Origin of the sequence: Shewanella sp. ISTPL2 (assembly GCF_013283205.1) — a bacterium.
Classification (GTDB): domain Bacteria; phylum Pseudomonadota; class Gammaproteobacteria; order Enterobacterales; family Shewanellaceae; genus Shewanella; species Shewanella oncorhynchi.
Map to the genome: position 1 here is coordinate 3,684,960 of NZ_JAAPAV010000001.1, position 16,702 is coordinate 3,701,661.

The window sequence follows — 16,702 nt, forward strand, 5'->3', positions numbered from 1 at the left end:
CTTACTGCTTTTTAAGCAAATACAGCGCCACCTGGTACGGTAAAGCTGACGGGAACATCGGCTTCTTTTTCGAAGCTGACCAACTCCCACGCATCCTGTTGCGCAAGTAAAGCACGCACCAATTGGTTATTCAGCGCATGACCGGTTTTATACGCAGTAAACTCACCTAAAATAGCGTGTCCTGCCACATATAGATCACCAAACGCATCTAGAATTTTGTGCTTAACAAATTCGTCCTCATAACGCAGGCCGTCGGGATTAAGGACGCGATATTCATCAAGTACAACAGCGTTTTCCATGCTGCCGCCCAACGCTAGGTTGTTGGCTCGCAAATATTCGATATCACGCATAAACCCAAAAGTACGGGCGCGGCTGATATCTTTCACGAAAGCAGAAGTTGAAAAGTCCATCACCACATGCTGTTGGCTACGAGCGATTTCTGGATGCGCAAAATCAATTTTAAAATTGACTCTAAAACCTTTAAACGGTTTTAACTCGGCCCATTTATCGCCATCTTCAACGCGCACAGGGCGCTTAATCTTTAAATACTTCTTAGGCGCGGCCTGCTCTTTAATACCCGCAGACTGCAACAAGAAGACGAATGGGCTTGCACTGCCATCCATAATAGGAATTTCAGGCGCGTCCACTTCGATTACAGCGTTATCTATGCCTAAACCCGCAAGAGCTGCAAATAAATGCTCAATGGTCGAGATACGAATACCTTCGTCATTGACAAGTGCCGTACACATAGTGGTTTCACGAACTTGCTCCGCCTTCGCTGGGATAGCGACGGCAGGACTCAAATCGGTGCGCACGAGTACGATCCCTGAATTAACGGGCGCGGGCATAATGCTCAAAGTGACCTTGTTGCCAGAATGCAATCCGACACCAGTTGTTTTCACCATTTTCTGAACAGTTCGTTGAAATATCATTCAGTTACCCGTTTATATGCCAATTATAAAGCCTAATATTTGTACACTCAGCGTCGGCAAATCGAGCCGCACTGGTTCAACATAATAACATAACTTTATTATGTCACACAAATGCAGCTATGTTGTGGTATTGCCCAAAACGAACAACACCTCACATATTACGCTGGACTCAAACGCTCTCGCTAGTCGGCTTGCTTACGCAAAAATGCTGGAATATCAAGATAATCCAATTCATGCTTTGTCGATGGTGCAGGCGTAGGAGCTGGCTGCGGAGCCGCTGGCAACACGTTGCCTTTTGGCGCTGCATAGTTCACATGTGCAGCTTCTTCGACATAGGCTTCGACTTTTGGTTCAACAACTACAGGCTCTGGACGAGGTGCAGGTTTAGAAACCAATTGGATATCTGGACGCTTTTCAGCACCAATACCAGTCGCAACAACCGTTACACGCAACTCATCACTCATTTCAGGGTCGATGACAGCACCAACAACCACAGTCGCGTTGTCAGAGGCATAAGCCTTAACATGATTACCGACAGTTTCGAATTCTTCGATACTCATATCCATACCCGCAGTAATGTTCACTAACACACCACGCGCACCGGCTAAGTCGATGTCTTCTAATAATGGGCTGGCAACAGCAGCTTCGGCCGCTTCTTCAGCACGGTCTTCACCGCGAGCGACGCCAGTACCCATCATGGCATTACCCATTTCAGACATCACAGTCTTCACGTCGGCGAAGTCGACGTTAATCAGACCTGGACGAGTGATAAGCTCGGCAATACCTTGTACCGCGCCAAGTAACACATTATTCGCTGCTGCAAACGCATCGAGTAAAGAAGTACCACGGCCCAATACTTTTAATAATTTTTCGTTCGGGATCGTGATTAACGAATCCACGTGCTTAGCCAGCTCGGCAATGCCTTGCTCAGCGTAAGCCATACGTTTTTTCCCTTCGAATGGGAAAGGCTTAGTCACAACCGCAACGGTGAGAATACCTTCTTCGCGTGCGATTTGAGCCACAACAGGTGCAGCACCTGTACCTGTACCACCGCCCATACCGGCAGCGATAAAGATCATGTCAGAACCTTTGATTGCCGCGCGAATGTTTTCGCGGTCTTCTTCAGCTGCAGCACGACCCACATCTGGGTTTGCCCCTGCTCCAAGACCTTTAGTGACATCGCGTCCTAATTGAATTGTTGAGCCAGCGCCTGATTTTCTCAGGGCCTGAGCGTCTGTATTGGTAACGATAAACTCAACACCTTCAATGTTGTGTTTGACCATATGTTCGACAGCGTTACCGCCGCCGCCGCCAACGCCGATGACTTTAATCACCGCGTCGTCTGAGTGAGTATCCATGATCTCAAACATTGTCTGATCTCCGTGTTGCCTGCGTTATGAAAATTAAAATTCGCCCTTAAACCAGCTTTGGACCCGATTCCAAGCGCTAGTTACCCCTTGGCGCTCAGGACGTTCGAACTGACGTTCGATCACCCGTCGTGCGCCGTAATGAAGCAGTCCGACTCCTGTGGAGTAAATAGACTGGTCCACGTATTCATATAAACCTTTGATCGGTAGCGGTGACGCTACGCGAACTGGCATGCCAAAAGTCGCTTCCGCAATATCGACCACACCTTGAATCGACGCTGTGCCACCTGTGAGCACAATACCTGCGGCGATTTGATCTTCTAAACCACTGTCTTTCAACTCTTTGAGCACAAGCTCAAACAACTCTTGGTATCTTGGTTCCACCACTTCGGCGAGCGTGTGACGTGACATGCTCCGCGATGGACGACCACCTACCGATGGCACTTCAATACTGTCTTCGCGGCTCACCATAGAACTGCGCGCACAGGCGAACTGCACTTTAATTTGTTCAGCATGTGACGACGGCGTGCGGAAAATCTTTGCGATGTCGTTCGTCACTTGGTTACCTGCAACCGGTACAACCGCACAATGACGCAAGGCGCCATTGGTATATACCGCGATATCCGTAGTGCCACCGCCGATATCGACGATACATACACCTAAATCTTTCTCATCGAAGGTCAACACAGCATCGGCTGAAGCAATCCCCGAGAACACTAAGTCGTCAACCTTAAGGCCACAACGCTCAACGCTCTTAGTAATATTCTTCGCCATATCATTGGCGCAGGTCACTATGTGCACCTTGGCCTCCATACGCATACCGGACATACCGATTGGGCTGCGAATACCGTCTTGAACGTCGATTGCATATTCCTGCGGCAGCACGTGTAAAATGCGACGTTCGGTCGGGATCTTCACCGAGCGAGCCGTATGGATCACGTTATCAACATCTTCCTGTGTCACTTCTTCATCGTTGATCGATACCATGCCGTTTTCATTTTGGCAGGCGATGTGTTTACCCGAAATACTCAAGTAAACCGATGACACTTGGCAATCCGCCATTAATTCCGCTTGATCGAGCGCACGTTGCACACTGCGAACTATCGAATCTAAATCGTTCACGCCACCTTTATCCATGCCCCTTGAGGGATGGTTACCAAGGCCGACTATGCTAATTTCGCCATCGGGCAGAACTTCGCCTATGATCACTGCGACCTTAGAGGTTCCTATGTCCAATCCGACGATAAGGTTTCTATCTTGGTTTTTGATCATTAATTATCGGCTCTCTTGTTTGTGCATCGCCCCAGCCTACGGCCAACCCTGTGTCGTAGCGCAAATCTACTCTGGCAACGGATTTCTCTTGTTTCGCCAAAACCGGATAAACAGTAATAAATCGTTGTATCCGTGCAATTTTATCTTCTCGACCCAAATCTAAAACGATACCGTTTCCAAGGGTCGCGTGCCACGCATGTCGTGGCGTTAAATTCAAACTGGCTAAGGTAAAGCCATTAATCTTTAGTAGGGAGTTGATCTGTGCATAGACAGTCAACACCTCAAGGCCCATATCATTTGGTCCAGATAACTGCGGTAAATGCTCAAGCTCTGGGTGCGATGGCGCTTCGAATACTTCTCCATGCACGTTCAACCACAAGTCACCATTCCAATGGGCTGCGGGTTGTTGCTCTTGCAAATACACCCTGAGTTTCGCTGGCCACTCACGCCTTACCGATGCGCGATACACCCAAGGTAAAGCTTCTAACGCCTGCTGCACTAAGGTAATGTCAGCACTAAAAAAACTGCGCTGCATTAAATGCTGTAGTGCTACTTGTATATCTTTATCTGTGGTGTAAACCCGCTCACCTTTGATGGCAACGGCCTCAATCGGCAAGTTGCTGGCATCATTCAAAAATTTATGTAACTGATAGCCACCAAATACAAAACTGGCTACGATGAAGAATAAAAAGCCAGCCCCGCTCCACTGATACCAATTAAACCGTGACATTCTTGCCCGCCAGTGCCGCCTCTTATCACTCCAAGACACGCTTCATCCCACCTTTAACGACACCCATTAAAAACCACAGAAAACCGGCCATTATATAGACCAAAACCCTTTGGTCAAAATTTCCTTTTTCTCGCAGATCAAGCGCTAAAGATCAGCTTGCTTGCGCAGGTAATTCCACCACAGCAAACCCTAATCCAGACGACGCTAACTGTCGTGACAGGGCGCCAATATTACCCGCACCTTGGGTGAGTAATAAATCCCCGTCCTGCAATACATCGGGCAACACTTCTGCAAGCAGATCTGGGCTTGCGATAAAGATCGGATCTAGCTGACCACGCAAGCGAATTGAACGACATAATGCGCGACCATCCGCACCTGTGATCGGCGCTTCACCCGCACTATAAATATCGAGTAACAATAAGCAATCCACTTGTGATAACACTTCCACAAAATCCTCATACAAATCACGGGTACGAGTGTATCTGTGCGGCTGATACGCCATGACCAAACGTCTATCAGGCCATCCTGCGCGCGCAGCTTTAATGGTCGCCGCAACTTCGCTGGGATGATGACCATAATCATCCACTAACATGACTTCGCCCTTCGGCGTGGCAAATTTGCCTAAATGCTGGAAACGACGCCCTATACCTTGGAACTCCACTAAAGCCTGAGTAATCGCGTTATCGTCGATTTCATCTTCAGTCGCCACCGCAATGGCCGCTAACGCATTGAGCACATTATGTTGGCCCGGTAAATTCAACACCAGATCGAGATCTTCTTTAGCTTTACGCCTGACAGTAAAACGGCACTGATGACCTTGCTGACTAAAATTAAGTGCTTGCACGTCCGCATCGTCACTGAAACCATAGGTCACGTGTTTACGGCCAATACGCGGCAGAATCTCACGCACGACGGCATCATCAATACACACCACAGCAACACCGTAGAACGGCAAGTTGTGCAGAAAATCCACAAAAGTCGATTTCAGTTTTTCAAAATCACCGCCATAAGTATCCATATGATCAGCTTCGATGTTGGTCACCACACTGACCATAGGCTGCAAATGCAAAAAGCTCGCATCACTCTCATCGGCTTCGGCAATCAAATAACGGCTGGTGCCTAATCTGGCATTGGTACCGGCACTGTTGAGCAAACCACCAATCACAAAGGTTGGATCCCGCCCAGCTTGACCATAAACGCTGGCGATAAGGCTCGTTGTCGTGGTTTTACCATGGGTGCCCGCAATCGCCACACCATGTCGATAACGCATCAACTCGGCTAACATCTCAGCACGACGTACAATAGGAATACGTAATTCTTTAGCGGCAAGGATTTCTGGATTTTCCAGATTAATCGCGGTTGATACGACGACCACATCCACTTGCTGCACGTTTTCAGCGGCATGACCAATTTGGATCTTGGCACCGAGTAAACACAATCTGTCGGTCACGGCATTTTGCGCAATATCCGAACCACTCACCTGATAGCCTTCGTTCACTAACACTTCGGCGATCCCGCCCATGCCCGCGCCGCCAATGCCGACGAAGTGAATACGCTTAATACGGCGCATTTCTGGGATCATACTTCTCAGTTGTGCGTATCTTTCTGTCTTAGTCATGCTTATCCTTTCTCAGCAAGGCTGATGCACACTGCGGCAACTTGTTCAGTCGCATCCAGTACCGCAACGTCTCTCGCTCTTTGGCCCATACGGGCTAATTCTGTTCTGTCATTGGCGAGCAACTGTAATTTGTTCGCCAGTTTATTCACGTCCAAGATGGCCTGTGGCAATAGGAAAGCTGCGCCAGCCTCAACCAATACTTGAGCGTTACGGGTTTGATGATCATCCACTGCATGGGGATAAGGTACCAGAATACTCGGTAGCCCCACCGCCGCTAACTCAGACACAGTCAAGGCGCCAGCTCGGCACAATACCACATCAGCCCAGCGATAGGCGGCTTCCATATCGTCGATAAACTCAGCGATATTCACGCCACCATCTTGTCCTTGTTGCTGATATGCCGCCTTCACGCCCGTAAGATTATCTTTACCCACTTGATGCCAAACCGTCACTGACTGCTGCTGACTCAGTATCGCGACCGCTTCTGGCATAAGATCGTTAAATACTTTGGCACCAAGGCTGCCACCGACCACGAGCACTTTTAAGGCTTCATCAGCCTCAGGCTGAGGTTCTGCGCCTAAGGCAATCAGTTCTTGGCGAATCGGATTACCAACGACCTTGGCCTTCACTGTGGTAAAGGTATTTTTAAAGGCGCATAACACTTGCGTCGCAATCCGCGACAACAACTTGTTCGTCATCCCTGGGATGGCATTTTGTTCATGCAGCACCAGTGGAATACCGGCTAATCTTGCCGCAACACCACCTGGGCCACTGGCGAATCCGCCCATGCCAAGGACCACATCGGGTTTAAACTCAGCAATCACGGCCTTAGCCTGCAATATTGAACGCACCACTTTAAAGGGCGCCGCGAGTTTTCGGATCAAACCATTACCGCGCACACCTTTGATATCAATGAAATCAATATCAAATCCATACTGGGGCACTAAACGCGCCTCCATACGATCGGCCGTGCCTAACCAACGCACTTGCCAACCCTGTTGAGCTAAATACTTAGCCACCGCAAGTGCCGGGAACACATGTCCTCCCGTACCACCCGCCATGACTAAAATACGTTTTCCTGTTGGAGTCATCACTTCAATCTCCCTTGCACGGCCTGAACTAATGTCATGCGCCGCTCGTAATCAATGCGCAGCAACATCATCGCTGCCGCAGTCATGACCCATAAACTACTACCACCGTAACTGATAAAAGGTAATGTCAGCCCTTTGGTTGGTAACATGCCGATACTCGCGCCGACATTCACCACAGTCTGGAAACAAATCCAAATACCGATGGCATAACCTAAATAACCTTCAAATGGCTTATCCATGGCTAAACACAAATTACCTAAACGAATCGATCTCAGCGCCACAAATAGCAGTACAGATAACACGGCAATAATGCCGATAAAGCCCAATTCTTCCCCGATCACGGCAAAGATAAAGTCAGTGTGCGCTTCGGGTAAATATTCTAATTTTTGAATACTATTACCTAGCCCTTGGCCAAACCAATCACCTCGACCATAGGCCATCAAAGATTGAGTCAACTGGTAACCGCTACCGAAGGGATCTTGCCAAGGATCCATAAAGGAGGTCACTCGGCGGATACGATACGGTTCCAATAGCACTAGGGCCACAAACGCCAATACGCCCGCAAAAATCAAGGCAAAGAAATCGAGTAAACGCGCACCGGCTAAAAACAATAGACCAACCGTTCCCACAAATAGCACCACCACAGTACCTAAGTCGGGCTGCATCAAAATCAGCACAGCGTAAATCGCAAATACTGCAATCGGCTTATAGAAGCCTTTAGCATTCTCGCGCACTTCCTGATGACGCCTCACTAAGTAACCCGCCATATAGATGGCGAAGGCAAATTTAGCGACTTCCGCCACCTGGATACGAATAGGGCCTATGGATAACCAACGCGTTGCACCGTTTACCGTAGTGCCAACCACCAATACAGCCAACAACATCAAACCCACAATCAACAACAACATGGGGCTCCAGCGCTGCCAAGTCTGCATCTCTACTCTTAGCACAAATGCCGCAATGAATAAGCAACCCACTAAATAACCCACATGGCGAGTCATAAAATAAAATGGGTTCCCCGTGAGCGTTTGCGCTTCAGGCATAGAGGCTGACATCACCATTACAAAGCCGAAGCTAATCAAAGACAACACAGCCGCGAGCAAAGCACGGTCGTACAATTGCACGCCCGGGACTTCGGTATCACGTTGCCAATTGGGTATTGCTAAACGCAAACGCCCAAATAGGCTAAGTTGTCTTGCATCACTCGCCATTAAGTTGTCCCACGAGGTTTCTAAAATCATCACCTCGAGCCATGAAGTTACTGTACATATCTAAACTGGCGCAGGCTGGCGATAATAAAACGATATCACCAGAGGTTGCCAATTCAGCGGCTTTCGCTACCGCAGCAGCCATAGTGTCGACTCTTATCGAGCCGTCTTTCAATGCAGCAATCTTTTTACCATCGCGGCCTAAGGTGATGAGGTGCGTCACTTTAGCTAAAGCTACAGCTAAAGGCTTAAAATCAGCCCCTTTACCGTCACCGCCAGCAATCAAAATAATATCGCCTAAGTGGTCACTCAAGCCATCGAGCGCGGCGACTGTAGCACCGACATTTGTCGCTTTAGAGTCATTGACATAGGTAACGCCATTCTTAACACCAACCACTTCACAGCGATGGGATAAGCCAGTAAAAGTACGCGCCACTTTTGCCATAACGTGCTTATCGACACCGACGACATCCACAAGCGCCATCGCCGCAAGTAGGTTGGCATGGTTATGACTGCCAATCAGTGACACTTCAGTAATCGGCATTATTTCGCTGCTGCCGTGATAAATCTTGCTGTCGCTGATGCCCCATTCGTCCGCTTCTGGCGCAGCTAAACCAAAACTGTTTTGGTTCATTGGTTCTGGCGGTACGGTCAGTTTATCGTCACGATTAAAGAGTACGGCACGGGTTTGTTTGTATAAGCGTAATTTAGCCTCGCGGTAGGCATCGATGTCACTGTATCTGTCCATATGGTCTTCGCTGATATTCAAACAGGTCGCCACCACACACTTAAGACTGTGGGTGGTTTCCAATTGAAAGCTCGACAACTCAAGCACAAATAAGTCCGCATTTTCATGCAGTAAATCCAGCGCAGGCACACCGATATTACCTCCGACGGCAACGGCAATACCCGCTTCCCTTGCCATCTCGCCCACCAACGTAGTGACGGTCGATTTACCGTTAGAGCCAGTAATGCCAATCACACAAGGTTTACGTTCAGCAATTTCACGGGCAAATAGCTCAACATCACCAATCACTTCGATACCCATATCCACCGCGGCACGTACCTCTGGGGTATAAGTAGCAATGCCGGGACTGATAATGATCTGCGTCGCTTGCACAAGATAACGGCAATCGAATCCGCCAGAAATCAGCTTTACATCAGGAAAAGACGTCGCTAACGTTTCGGCGCCCGGAGGCTGCCGACGACTGTCCATCACCAATGGCGTAATGCCCTTTCCACACAAATAGCGCACCACGGACAAGCCCGTGGCCCCCAAACCTAACACTATGTGTGAATACTGATTTTGCATAACCAATTACCTTAACTTCAACGTGGCTAAGCCAAGTAAGACGAGGAATATCGAGATAATCCAAAAACGCACTATCACTCGAGGTTCAGGCCAACCTTTTAACTCATAGTGATGGTGTATCGGCGCCATGCGGAAAATACGCTGGCCGCGTAACTTGTACGAACCCACCTGCAGGATCACCGACAGAGTTTCCATCACAAACACGCCGCCCATGATCACTAACAAAATTTCTTGTCGAACGAGGACCGCAATAGTGCCAAGTGCAGCACCTAATGACAGTGAACCCACATCGCCCATGAAGACTTGCGCGGGATAAGTGTTGAACCATAAAAAGCCCAGACCCGCACCGACAATGGCGGTACAGACAATCACAAGCTCACCCGAACCGGGTAAATGCGGGATATGTAAGTAATTCGCAAACTGAGCGTGACCCGACAAATAAGCAATCAATGCAAACGCCGCCGCGACCATTACCGTCGGCATAATCGCCAAACCATCGAGACCATCGGTTAAGTTCACCGCATTACTCGAACCCACTATCGTGAAGTACGCCAATACGATAAATACGGCGCCGAGTTGCGGCATCACGTCTTTAAAGAAAGGCACCACTAATTGGGTTTCGCCTGGATTGGCCGCTGTGGCATACAGAAAAAAAGCAATAAGCAGCGCAGCCAAAGATTGCAGAATGTACTTCCAGCGCGCGATCAAGCCTTTAGTGTCTTTACGCACCACTTTGCGATAATCGTCGATAAAACCGATCAAACCGAAACTGCCGAGCACAAACAACATGACCCACACATAGCGGCTACCCAAATCACCCCACAACAATACGCTGATGAAAATAGCAGCCAATATCAGCAAGCCACCCATAGTCGGCGTGCCACGCTTACTAAAATGTGATTCTGGACCATCGTTACGCACAACCTGACCAATTTGCAGTAATTGCAAACGTTCAATCAGTTTAGGGCCAAACCATAAGCTAAAAACCAATGCGGTCAATAAGCCTAAAATGGCTCGAAATGTCACATAGGAAAACACGTTAAACCCGGTATGAAAACGGGTTAAATACTCGGCCAGATATACCAGCATTTACACTAACTCCCCACGCCCGAAGGCTACTGTTAGGCCATCCACGACCCGCTCCATGGCGGCGCTACGTGAACCTTTAACGAGAACCGTTACCTGTCCCGGCAACTGGTTTATATGCTTTATAAGTTTTTCTACTAACGTCGCCACACTGTCATAGTGCTCCGCACCGAAAGCTTGGCTCGTGTGCTGACTTAAAGTTCCGGTACAAAACAAGGCATCAATCCCCTGTTGCTTGGCCAGTTGCCCTAGTTCAGCGTGTAAAAGGGGCGCATTGTCGCCTAATTCTCCTAAATCTCCCAGTACCAGACAGCGATTTTCAGAAATTTCCTTTAACCAAGCGATCGCCGCGCCAACGGAGACAGGATTTGCGTTATAGCTATCGTCGATTAGACGCACGCGCCCCAATTGACTCGGCTGCATACGTCCTTTCACTGGCGTTAATTGGCTCAAGCCTTCAGATATTTCAGTCAAACTCAATCCCAAAGCAATACAAACACTTGCAGCGGCGAGTGCATTACTCACCTGATGACGACCCGCCAACGGCAATACCACTTGGCAAGATTCACCTAAATAATTGAGCATAAAACGATAGCAACCATCCGCATTAGTCTTATGGCCTGTCGCTATCACGTCGATATGACGTTTAGCGGCACCATCTTGCTGGGAGAAGCTCAGTTGCTTATAAGGTCTTGCCTTAACGCTCATAAAATCAGCGAAGGCATCATCGGCGTTGATGATGGCAGTGCCATCGGCCTGCAGATGATTAAAAATCTCTGACTTCGCCTGCGCGACACCCGCTTGCGATCCAAATCCTTCTAAATGGGCACTGCCGACGTTATTCACCAGCGCGACGTTTGGACGCACGAGTCCCGAGGTGTAATCGATTTCACCTTTATGGTTAGCACCGAGCTCGAATATCCCAAACTCATCCGCTGGCGTTAAACGCAGCAAAGTAAGCGGTACACCAATCTCATTATTAAAGTTGCCAGCGGTATAGAGGATTTGATGCTTAGCCGACAGAATGGTCGCGATCATTTCCTTCACGCTGGTTTTGCCGTTTGAGCCAGTCAAAGCAACACAAATCGGATTGATCTGGTCACGGACATAAGCACCAATCGCACCCATGGCTTTTTGACAATCAGCCACTATGAGCTGCGGGATATCAAAAGCTAACTCACGCTCAACCATTAACGCCGCTGCGCCGTTCGCAATAGCTGTAGCTGCAAAATCATGGCCGTCAAAGCGCTCACCCTTTAAGGCAACAAACAGGGTTGCAGCGCCGATTTTGCGGCTATCACTGCTTAAATCTTGGATGGTGACGTCGTCACCGACTCGATACACGCCTAAGTGTTGACTTAGGGCCTCGAGAGAAAGTGGGATCATCTTGATTGCTCCAATGACCGGTGTGCCAATACACATCCATCATAGTGTTGACTTAGAGTCTCGAGAGAAAGAGGGATCATCTTGATTGCTCCAATGACCGATGTGCCAATACACATCCATCATAGTGTTGACTTAGGGTCCCGAGAGAAAGAGGGATCATCTTGATTGCTCCGATAACTGGCGTGCCAGGGCGCGTTCATCATAGTCATGACGCACACCTGCCGCCTCTTGGTAAGTTTCGTGGCCTTTGCCCGCAAGCAAGATCACATCGCCAGGTTTAGCCAATGCCACAACCTCTTTAATTGCTGCGATACGGTCAACCTGAGTCAATGCCTGCTGAGGGTGGGTTAGCCCTTGGATAATATCGGTAATAATTTGCGCGGGGTCTTCACTGCGCGCATTGTCGCTGGTCACCATAATGCGGTCAGCATATTGCTCTGCAGCTTGGCCCATCAAAGGACGCTTGCCCTTATCACGGTCGCCACCACAGCCAAATACGCACCATAAATCACCGGCACAATGGCGACGTAGCGCGTTTAACGCTTGTTCGATCGCATCTGGCGTATGGGCATAATCGACCACTAAGGTGATGTTATCCGCAGTTGTGAAACGCTCCATACGACCTGCGACGGGCGTTAGGTATTGCACTTGCTCGGCTAACGCTTTCATATCAAGACCTTGCAGGTACAAGGCCGATAGCGCCGCGAGTAAATTAGAAAGATTAAAGGCACCAAGTAGTGGCGAGTGGATTTGAGTCTCGCCCTCGGGCCAGACTAAGGTTGCACTGACACCTTGATCGTCAAACTTGGCATTTTTAGTATAAAAAGCCGCGGCTTGATGACCTTCAATACTAAAGCCCCACATTTGCGCAGGCACAGATTTAAGTTCAGTCAACCAAGACACGCCAACTGCATCGTCGAGATTCAATAAACCGTGACCTAAAGTGCTGAAACGAAATAGGCTTTGTTTAGCGGCGGCATAGCTTTCCATATCGCCGTGGTAATCGAGGTGATCGCGCGTCAGATTAGTGAACACGGCAACATCAAATGGTACTGCGTCGACGCGGCCTTGCACTAAGCCGTGACTCGACACTTCCATGGCGCAGACACTCGCGCCTTGGGCTTCAAACTCATGCAACTGACGCATTAAGGTAATCGCATCGGCTGTGGTGTTACCACTATCAACAAGCTCGCCCCAGAGACCATTACCAAGGGTGCCCATGACGGCGGCTTTGCGCCCCAATGAAGTCACCAGTTGTGCAATGAGTTGACTCGTAGAGGTTTTACCGTTAGTTCCGGTAATACCGATAACTCCAAGGGATGGCATAACGGCAGACTTGTGCGCTAAGGTATAACGCTGGGCGGCAATTGCCGATACCTGACGACTTAACTGAAAGAAATAAATCTGCACACCGTGCTCGGCATTATCGCCCAGCAACACTTTGCCATGTTGGTCAGCATCATCCGTGTGAACTAATACGCCTGCGGCACCTAAATCTAAGGCTTTTTCAATAAACTGTCTGCCATCGACCTTATGTCCTGGCAGCGCCAAAAACACATCGCCGCGACGTATTGCGCGGCTATCTAAGGTCAGATCATTGAAGGACTGCGCGCCAGCATAATGTAGCCAAGGCGCTAGCAAATCCCGTAATAACATCATTCTGCTCTCCCAGCGGCGATTCCCGCCAATTGCACTTGTTCTTTATCGGTAATGGGTTCAACGTTTAACATTTGCAGTGCGCCAGACATGACTTTGGCAAATGCAGGCCCCGCCACTGAACCACCATAATAGAGATCGCCCTTAGGTTCGTTCACTACCACCACTATCGCTAATCTAGGATTATTCGCAGGAGCAACACCCGCAAATAAAGCAACATAATCATCACCATAACCACCAGCAACTGCCTTACGACTTGTGCCAGACTTACCTGCAACTGGATAACCGTCGATGTGCGCTAAAGTGCCAGTGCCGCCTTTTTCCGTTACACCGACCAGCATTTGCATTACATCGTGAGCCACATTTTCAGAAATGACTCGCTCACCGACAGGTGGCTTTTTCAGTTTCATTATCGAGACTGGGAACAAAGTACCGCCATTGCCTAAGGTGGCGTACATGCGCGCAAGTTGAAGTGTTGTTGCCGTTAAGCCGTAACCGAAGGACAAGGTGGCACGTTCAAAGTCTGACCAACGGTGGCGATCTTGAATCAAGCCAGCGCTTTCACCCGTGAGGTTAATTCCCGAAAAACTACCAAGTCCCATGGATTGATAAGTGCCGAGCAGTTGCTGCACCGGAATAGACAAAGCTAATTTACTGATGCCGACGTTACTGGATTTAGCCAAAATACGCGCCAAACTCATATCGCCGTAGTTCGCGGGGTCACGTACTTGGCGGCCACCTAAACGCATCCAACCCGGTGAAGTGGCAATAATATCGGTCGATTTAACTGTGCCAGCTTCAAGCGCTGCGGCTACCACAAATGGCTTAATGGTCGAACCCGGCTCAAAGGTATCTGTCATAGCACGGTTACGCATTCTGAAGGTTTGCAGATTGTCGCGCGCATTGGGGTTATACGAAGGCGTATTCACCATTGCCAAGACTTCACCCGTATGAATGTCGAGGACGACAATCGAACCCGAAGTCGCTTGGTTCATCTCAGTGGTGCGTTTTAGTTCGCGATAGGCTAATTGTTGGATCCTATGATCGATACTCAGCACGAGATCATTTGGACTCTCACCTTCCTGCACTATATCGAGACGCTCGACGACATGACCATCGCGTGACTTACGCACTTTTTGTTTGGAAGGCGTACCTGTTAACCAACTATTGTAAGCATTTTCAACACCTTCAATCCCAACATCATCTATGTTAGTGATGCCGATTAACTGAGCTGTGATTTCACCACCTGGATAATAACGGCGAGATTCAGACTTTAGAAATACACCGGGTAATTTAAGCTGAGTAATATAGTCCGCAACCGCAGGGGTAATTTGGCGTTTCAAGTAGGTGAAGCGTTTGGTGGGGTTACTGCGTACTCGCTCTAACAAATCTTCGAGGGGCTCATGCAACACATCGGCTAAGGCTTGCCAGCGGCGCATATCGGCAAAACCATTACTATCATTGACTTGTTTTGGATCGGCCCAGACGGCACGCACTGGCACACTAACGGCCAGCATGTCGCCATTACGGTCGGTGATCAAGCCACGCTGCACTTCACGACTAGTGGTCCGCAATGTTCGCATGTCACTTTCGTGACGTAATTTGTCGGGCTCGATAATTTGAATATAAGCTGCGCGTCCCACTAGGCTGCAAAACAACGCACACACAAACCCGACCACTACGTATAAACGCCAGTGGATCAATTGAGGTTTTTGCGGTTTGCTTACCCGTTTGATTTTCGCTTGCCTAGTCATATCTTCCCTATACTCACGGCACCTTTACCACAACTTCTTCGCTGGGTAACGGACGACTCATGTTGAGTTCCTTAGAGGCAATACGCGTAATACGACTGTGCTCAGTCTGCGATTGCTCTTCTAATAATAAATTGCGCCACTCAATATCTAATCTATCTCGCTCCTGCAGTAACTGGTCCCACTGGGTTGTCAGTTGACGGCTAACATGGCTGCCATAAACCACGGCAACCGCATTACTCAGCACAAGCAAGGCTAATAACAAGATCCATTTGTGCAGCCATAAATCATGTAAAACGATCCGTGGCAGATTAATCGAGGGCTTACTCACAGTGCGCCCCTTAGTAATCTAAACGCTCGGCAATGCGTAACACTGAGCTGCGAGCTCTGGCATTGCGTTCGATTTCTTCGTCGGATGGCATAATCGCCTTGCCCACGGCACGTAACTTACGCGACTTGTTAATTTGATCTTCAGTCACCGGAAAACCGTGCGGTACACTTTCGCCTTGGCTATGACGACGAATAAAACGCTTCACGATACGATCTTCTAAAGAATGGAAACTGATGACCGACAAGCGTCCTTGGGGAGCAAGCACATTGACGGCTCCTTCAAGTGCCTGATCAATTTGATCTAATTCACTATTGATATAAATGCGGATCGCTTGAAACACCCGAGTCGCAGGGTGCTTATTGCGTTCTTTATTTTTAGTGATACGCGCAATTAAATCGGCTAAATCTTTAGTACGTAAAAACGGCGTTTTCTCACGATCGGCAGCAATACAACGGGCAATATGGCGAGCATTTTTCTCTTCACCGTAGGTTTTAAATACCCAAGCCATATCTTCAATTTCGGCACGAGCCAACCATTGTGCAGCCGTTTGGCCTTGACTGTTATCCATACGCATATCGAGTGGACCATCGCGCAAAAAACTAAAACCGCGTTCAGCATCGTCGAGCTGGGGTGAAGACACACCTAAATCGAGTAATACGCCATCAATTTTGCCCACAAGCCCAAGCTCTTCGACGTAATCGGCTAATTGACCAAAGCCACCATGCACGATTTGAAAGCGTGGATCGTCAGCAAATTGTTTGGCCGCTTCAATCGCTTGAGGATCGCGGTCGATAGCGATCAATCGACCATGTTCACCGAGTTGTTGTAATACTTGTCTTGAATGACCACCGCGGCCGAACGTGCCATCGATATAGATGCCATCGTCTTTGATGTTTAAACCGCCAACCGTTTCTGCTAGCAGTACGGATAAATGGGCAAATTCTTGACTCATTACTCTCTTC

Annotated in this window: 14 protein-coding genes; all 14 read right to left on the bottom strand. The window is 48.8% G+C overall.

Annotation, left to right across the window (positions count from 1 at the left end):
- Positions 1–11: 11 nt before the first annotated feature.
- Positions 12–932 (bottom strand): UDP-3-O-acyl-N-acetylglucosamine deacetylase, encoded by a 921-nt coding sequence (lpxC, locus tag HUB64_RS16150; RefSeq protein ID WP_011845621.1) that lies wholly within the window; start codon positions 930–932, stop codon positions 12–14.
- Positions 933–1,114: 182 nt separating this feature from the next.
- Positions 1,115–2,302 (bottom strand): cell division protein FtsZ, encoded by a 1,188-nt coding sequence (gene ftsZ / locus HUB64_RS16155; RefSeq protein ID WP_106648312.1) that lies wholly within the window; start codon positions 2,300–2,302, stop codon positions 1,115–1,117.
- A 33-nt stretch (positions 2,303–2,335) separates the two neighbouring features.
- Positions 2,336–3,571, bottom strand: coding sequence for a cell division protein FtsA (gene ftsA / locus HUB64_RS16160; RefSeq protein WP_006079897.1), 1,236 nt, complete (start codon positions 3,569–3,571; stop codon positions 2,336–2,338).
- The gene (locus HUB64_RS16165) at positions 3,552–4,301 is read right to left on the bottom strand and encodes a cell division protein FtsQ/DivIB (protein WP_168826587.1); all 750 of its coding nucleotides are present in this window, start codon (positions 4,299–4,301) and stop codon (positions 3,552–3,554) included. The genes ftsA and HUB64_RS16165 overlap by 20 nt, the downstream gene beginning before the upstream one ends.
- A 151-nt stretch (positions 4,302–4,452) precedes the next feature.
- Positions 4,453–5,919 (bottom strand): UDP-N-acetylmuramate--L-alanine ligase, encoded by a 1,467-nt coding sequence (gene murC / locus HUB64_RS16170; protein ID WP_173247341.1) that lies wholly within the window; start codon positions 5,917–5,919, stop codon positions 4,453–4,455.
- Between the two features lie 2 nt (positions 5,920–5,921).
- Entirely contained in the window at positions 5,922–7,010 is a 1,089-nt protein-coding gene (gene murG / locus HUB64_RS16175) for an undecaprenyldiphospho-muramoylpentapeptide beta-N-acetylglucosaminyltransferase (protein WP_173248714.1), read from the bottom strand.
- Positions 7,010–8,221 (bottom strand): cell division protein FtsW, encoded by a 1,212-nt coding sequence (gene ftsW, locus HUB64_RS16180; protein WP_113941076.1) that lies wholly within the window; start codon positions 8,219–8,221, stop codon positions 7,010–7,012. Before ftsW ends, murG begins: the two co-directional genes overlap by 1 nt.
- A complete protein-coding gene (murD, locus tag HUB64_RS16185; RefSeq protein WP_173247345.1) occupies positions 8,211–9,530 on the bottom strand; it encodes a UDP-N-acetylmuramoyl-L-alanine--D-glutamate ligase in 1,320 nt (439 codons plus the stop codon). Before murD ends, ftsW begins: the two co-directional genes overlap by 11 nt.
- A gap of 6 nt (positions 9,531–9,536) precedes the next feature.
- On the bottom strand, positions 9,537–10,619 hold the full coding sequence (mraY, locus tag HUB64_RS16190; protein ID WP_006079891.1) for a phospho-N-acetylmuramoyl-pentapeptide-transferase: 1,083 nt from the start codon (positions 10,617–10,619) through the stop codon (positions 9,537–9,539).
- Positions 10,620–12,002 (bottom strand): UDP-N-acetylmuramoyl-tripeptide--D-alanyl-D-alanine ligase, encoded by a 1,383-nt coding sequence (gene murF / locus HUB64_RS16195; protein WP_105251193.1) that lies wholly within the window; start codon positions 12,000–12,002, stop codon positions 10,620–10,622. It abuts the gene before it with no gap.
- Between the two features lie 156 nt (positions 12,003–12,158).
- The gene (murE, locus tag HUB64_RS16200; protein ID WP_173247348.1) at positions 12,159–13,661 is read right to left on the bottom strand and encodes a UDP-N-acetylmuramoyl-L-alanyl-D-glutamate--2,6-diaminopimelate ligase; all 1,503 of its coding nucleotides are present in this window, start codon (positions 13,659–13,661) and stop codon (positions 12,159–12,161) included.
- Positions 13,658–15,412, bottom strand: coding sequence for a penicillin-binding transpeptidase domain-containing protein (locus HUB64_RS16205; protein WP_105251191.1), 1,755 nt, complete (start codon positions 15,410–15,412; stop codon positions 13,658–13,660). The genes murE and HUB64_RS16205 overlap by 4 nt, the downstream gene beginning before the upstream one ends.
- A gap of 13 nt (positions 15,413–15,425) precedes the next feature.
- The gene (gene ftsL, locus HUB64_RS16210; protein WP_105251190.1) at positions 15,426–15,740 is read right to left on the bottom strand and encodes a cell division protein FtsL; all 315 of its coding nucleotides are present in this window, start codon (positions 15,738–15,740) and stop codon (positions 15,426–15,428) included.
- A 10-nt stretch (positions 15,741–15,750) separates the two neighbouring features.
- Positions 15,751–16,692, bottom strand: coding sequence for a 16S rRNA (cytosine(1402)-N(4))-methyltransferase RsmH (rsmH, locus tag HUB64_RS16215; RefSeq protein WP_105251189.1), 942 nt, complete (start codon positions 16,690–16,692; stop codon positions 15,751–15,753).
- Positions 16,693–16,702: the final 10 nt, after the last annotated feature.